The organism is Acidocella sp., assembly GCF_036489515.1.
Classification (GTDB): Bacteria; Pseudomonadota; Alphaproteobacteria; order Acetobacterales; family Acetobacteraceae; genus Acidocella.
This window is the reverse complement of the sequence record NZ_DASXFO010000004.1, coordinates 1-3135: the sequence shown is the minus strand read 5'-3', so window position 1 is coordinate 3135 and position 3135 is coordinate 1. Positions and strand designations below refer to the sequence as shown.

The 3135-nt window shown below is 64.7% G+C and carries 4 protein-coding genes and 1 pseudogene; 1 reads left to right on the top strand and 4 read right to left on the bottom strand.

Annotated features, from left to right (window positions below; all coding sequences use genetic code 11):
* A pseudogene (locus VGG47_RS00465) lies at positions 1–690 on the top strand (Ppx/GppA family phosphatase); the annotation flags it as partial.
* A 148-nt stretch (positions 691–838) separates the two neighbouring features.
* On the opposite strand, the gene VGG47_RS15685 reads toward VGG47_RS00465, so the two are convergent.
* The 4 genes from VGG47_RS15685 to VGG47_RS00450 form a co-directional block, all read right to left on the bottom strand.
* On the bottom strand, positions 839–952 hold the full coding sequence (locus VGG47_RS15685; RefSeq protein WP_413788640.1) for an MFS transporter small subunit: 114 nt from the start codon (positions 950–952) through the stop codon (positions 839–841).
* A gap of 10 nt (positions 953–962) precedes the next feature.
* Positions 963–2324 carry an L-lactate MFS transporter gene (locus VGG47_RS00460; RefSeq protein WP_331534885.1) on the bottom strand — a complete coding sequence of 454 codons (1362 nt, stop codon included), beginning with the start codon at positions 2322–2324 and terminating at the stop codon, positions 963–965.
* A 90-nt stretch (positions 2325–2414) separates the two neighbouring features.
* The gene (locus tag VGG47_RS00455) at positions 2415–2642 is read right to left on the bottom strand and encodes a formate dehydrogenase subunit delta (RefSeq protein WP_331534884.1); all 228 of its coding nucleotides are present in this window, start codon (positions 2640–2642) and stop codon (positions 2415–2417) included.
* A partial coding sequence (locus VGG47_RS00450; RefSeq protein ID WP_331534883.1) for a molybdopterin oxidoreductase family protein occupies positions 2639–3135 on the bottom strand: 497 nt, incomplete at its 5' end. The genes VGG47_RS00455 and VGG47_RS00450, both read right to left, overlap by 4 nt.

Here is a 3135-nt window from a genome sequence, read left to right as displayed (position 1 = left end):
CTGCCTTATGCGGCATTGATCCTGCGCCGCCTGTTGCGCGCTTCCGGCGCGAACCGCGTGGTGTTCAGCGCCAACGGGCTGCGCGAGGGTTGGTTTGCCCGGCAGATACCGGCGGATGTCCGCGCCGAGGATCCGCTGCTGGCCGCCGGACGCGATCTGACGCGCGGCATTCTGCGGGATCCGAAACTGCCGCCGGCCTTGATCGCCTGGACCGCGCCGCTCTTTCCCAGCGAGACAGGGGCGCAGCGGCGCCTGCGCGAAGCCGCCTGCTGGCTCTCCGACATTGGCAGCCACGAGCACCCGGAATACCGCGCCGAGCAGGCATTTCTGCGGGCGTTCCGCCAGCCGGGCGTCGGGGTGGACCATCACGCCCGGGCCTTTCTCGCGTTGACCCTGGCGCTGCGCTACGAAGCCTCTCCCGATGCCGGCTTTCTGGCGCCCGCCCGCACACTGTTGGACTTGCAGGCGGCGCGGCGGGCGGAGACACTGGGCGTCGCCTTGCGGCTGGCTTACACGCTCTGCGCCGGCACGCCGCAACTGCTGGCCGGGGCGCAGCTCGCCATCGCGCCGGGGCGGCTGACCCTGGGCCTCACCGAGGCGGTCGGCGTGTTCGCCGGGGATTCGGTGCTGCGCCGGCTGGAGCGGCTGGCGCAGATGCTGGGGCTGGAGGCTGAGACCGAGCGCTGGTGACGTAGGAAGGAAGGCTACTTTTTGTGAACAAAAAGTAGCAAAAAACTTTGCTATGCTGGGCCATGGGCTGTGTCGGCGACAACGCCCATAGCCCAGCATAACAAAAGTTTTTGCGCCGCTTTTTTCAAAAAGCGGCTGCTTTCTTCCTTCACCCCAACAGTTTCAAGGCGTTGAGCAGCGTATGGTAAACGCCCCAGGCGAGTGGGACGAGCACGATGGCCCAGTAGATCGTCAGCTGGACGGGTGTGGTGTCGGTGTTCATGGCTGCCTCCTTATTCTGCCGGAGCCGAAATATGGCGGATATGCGCGCCGACCGGCCCCACTGCGAGGTTGCACAGCGCGCCGATCAGCAGCAGCCCAGCCATGATGTACATGGTCACGGAGTAGGCATCGGCCTTAGCGACGCCGTGTGAGATCTGGTATTGGCGGATATAGTCCACCAGCACTGGCCCCAGCACACCCGCCGCCGACCAGGCGGTGAGCAGCCTGCCGTGGATGGCGCCGACATAGGAGGTGCCGAACAGATCCTTCAGATAGGCCGGGATGGTGGCGAACCCGCCGCCATACATGCTGAGAATGACGCCGTAGCAGAGCACGAACATTGCGACGCTGCCGGTCCGGGCGATGCTGGGCACCGCGGCGTACAGCACCAGGCCGAGCAGGAAGAACACGAAATACGTCGCCTTGCGGCCGATATAGTCGGAGGTGGAGGCCCAGAAGAATCGTCCGACCATGTTGAACAGGCTGAGCAGCCCGACGAAGCCGGCCGCCGCCACCGGGGTGACATTGCCGTGGAACATTTCCTGGATCATCGGCGAGGCTTGGCTGAGCACGCCGATGCCGGCGGTGACGTTGAGGAACAGGATGGCCCAGAGGAGAAAGAATTGCGGCGTGCGCACCGCGGTGGCGACGTCGTAGTGATGATCCGAGATCAGCCGCGAGGGGCGGGCCGCCGGCACATAACCCGCCGGACGCCAACCCGGCGCCGGCACCCGCACGATGGCAGCACCGATCAACATGAACACCGCGTAGATGACGCCGATCGTGACGAAAGTGGGGGCGACGCCGAGATCGGTCGGGGTCGCGTAATGGTGCATCAGCGCCACCGAGAGCGGGGCGGCGATCATCGCGCCGCCGCCGAACCCCATGATCGCCAAGCCGGTGGCCATGCCCGGCCGGTCGGGGAACCAGGTGATCAGCGTGCGCACAGGGGAGATATAGCCGATGCCGAGGCCGCAGCCGCCGAGCACACCGTAGCCGAGGAACAGCAGCGGCAGGTTGTGCAGGGAAACGCCGATGGCGCTGACAATGAAGCCGCCGCCGAAGCACAAGGCCGCCGCGGTCATCGCCTTGCGCGGCCCCACCCGGTCCAACCAGGAGCCGGTGAAGGCCGAGGCGAGGCCGAGGACGAGGATGGCGACGGAGAAGATCCAGCCGACATCGACGAGCGACCAGTCACCCGGCGCCGCCGCCTTGAGGCCGATCAGCTTGGTGAGCGGCAGGTTGAACACGCTGAACGCGTAGACCTCGCCGATGCAGAGATGAATGCACAAAGCCGCCGGGGGAACCAACCATCGGTTGAAACCCGCCGGCGCCACCGTGTGGTCACGGTCGAGGAAAGATAATAAGCCCATAGGACGTTTCCCTTCTTATGTTTTTTCGAAAGGCCCCCGGTCTTGCGCCGGGGTTTACGCACGTCTTAGTCTTTGGGCCGGCGCAAAAAATTACTTCGGCAGAGTCTCCCGCAATTTCAGCAGGCTCTGCTTAGGCAACTCGTCCAGCCCGGCGCCGCCGGCGTCGATATGCGCGAAAATCCGCGTCAGCATGCGCTTTTCCCAGAACGCCTTGATATGCGTGGCGATCTCATCAATGGCCTCATCACGTGGCCGCAGCACGAAGGCTTTGCCGATCTGGTTGGCCATATAGACCAACCGGTCTTCCATCTTGCTCATTCTGCCGCCACCGTGTCGATGCGCCGCGCCGCCTTGGAATGCGCCTGATAGTCGCGCTGCCACTCGGTCGGGCCGTTGGAGTGAGACACCTGCACCGCAGTCACCTTGTATTCCGGGCAGTTGGTCGCCCAGTCGGAATAGTCAGTGGTGATGACGTTGGCCTGGGTATCCGGATGGTGGAACGTGGTGTAGACCACGCCCGGCGCGACCCGGTCGGTGATATGGGCGCGCAGACTGGTGGCGCCAGCGCGGCTATCGAGCCGCACCCAGTCGCCATCACGCACCCCACGCTGTTCGGCATCGTGGGAATGGATTTCGAGAATATCTTCCTCGTGCCAGATCACATTGTCAGTGCGGCGAGTCTGCGCACCCACATTGTACTGGCTGAGGATACGGCCGGTGGTGAGCAGCAGCGGGAAGCGCGGTCCGGTCTTCTCGTCGGTCGCCACGTAATCGGCGATCATGAAGTGGCCACGGCCGCGCACGAAATGGT